Source organism: Burkholderia sp. ABCPW 14 (genome assembly GCF_001523835.1).
In the GTDB taxonomy this organism is placed as follows: domain Bacteria; phylum Pseudomonadota; class Gammaproteobacteria; order Burkholderiales; family Burkholderiaceae; genus Burkholderia; species Burkholderia mayonis.
Window position 1 is genome coordinate 1 of sequence record NZ_LOVS01000152.1, and the last position, 947, is coordinate 947.

Annotated in this window: 1 protein-coding gene and 1 pseudogene; one reads left to right on the top strand and one right to left on the bottom strand. The window is 58.7% G+C overall.

Going from position 1 to position 947, the window contains the following annotated elements:
• The first annotated feature begins 322 nt into the window (after positions 1 to 322).
• Positions 323 to 523 carry a hypothetical protein gene (locus WS62_RS34820; RefSeq protein WP_082721265.1) on the top strand — a complete coding sequence of 67 codons (201 nt, stop codon included), beginning with the start codon at positions 323 to 325 and terminating at the stop codon, positions 521 to 523.
• Here WS62_RS34820 and WS62_RS34825 read toward each other — a convergent pair.
• A pseudogene (locus WS62_RS34825) lies at positions 515 to 947 on the bottom strand (integrase core domain-containing protein); the annotation flags it as partial. The gene WS62_RS34820 and the pseudogene WS62_RS34825 overlap by 9 nt on opposite strands.

Below are 947 nucleotides of genomic sequence, written 5' to 3' on the forward strand. Positions count from 1 at the left end.
CCGACCCGCCGTTCTGAACGGTACCGCCGTCGCAACACGTCAAAGGGGCCCGAGGGCCCCTGCGTACTTGAGAAAATTACTCAGCATTGCGCCGCCGTTTAAGCGCGGTTTTACGCCGCCATCAACAGTATTTCCGGTTCGGCCTGAGCCTGCGCGACATCGAGGAGCTGTTGCTGCGTATTCCGGACGAACGTGACCGGCCGTTTCGGGATTGTGACCGGTCAATATCGGGAACGTGACCGAGCGGACCGGAAGACAGGATTGGCGTTGTGCATGACATCAACCACGCGGGCTATGCTCGCCGGCTTTTGCCGGAGAGAGCATGCCCGCGCACCGGATGAACATGCGCATGATCAAGGACGTTTTACGACATAAATTCGACGGCGGCTTCTCGCACGATCGGATCGCCGCGTCACTGGGCATTTCCAAGGGCGTGGTCACGAAGTACATCGGACTGGCCGGCGACTCCTTCGCGAAATATGAACCGCCCCGGGAATCGTGGAGGCTGGTTGGTTTAAGTTAATGCGGTTTCAGCGGCAGCGGTTTTCAGTTGCCGATAGTAGTTTGCCTCAGCTTCAGCGGGCGGGATATAGCCGAGTGGTTCCATCAGTCGGTGGTGATTGAACCAGGCCACCCATTCCAGGGTTGCCAACTCGACAGATTCCCGAGTTTTCCAGGCGCGGCGATGAATCAGCTCCGTCTTGTACAAGCCGTTGATCGTTTCAGCCAGCGCGTTGTCGTAGCTGTCGCCCCGACTGCCGACCGACGGTTCGATGCCCGCTTCGGCCAGTCGTTCGCTGTAGCGAATGCTGACGTATTGGGCGGATTCAACCGGTCGTCGCAACACCGCATTTTTGAACGGATTTCAGGTACTCGTCCAGAGCTTCAGCCGGCGTCTTCCAGCCGAGCGTTTTCCGGGGCCTGGTGTTCAACGTATTGGCAACGGC

Coding starts and splice junctions, on each gene's coding strand:
- WS62_RS34820 (WP_082721265.1), top strand. CDS start 323: ATGCCCGCGCACCGGATGAACATGCGCATGATCAAGGACGTTTTACGA.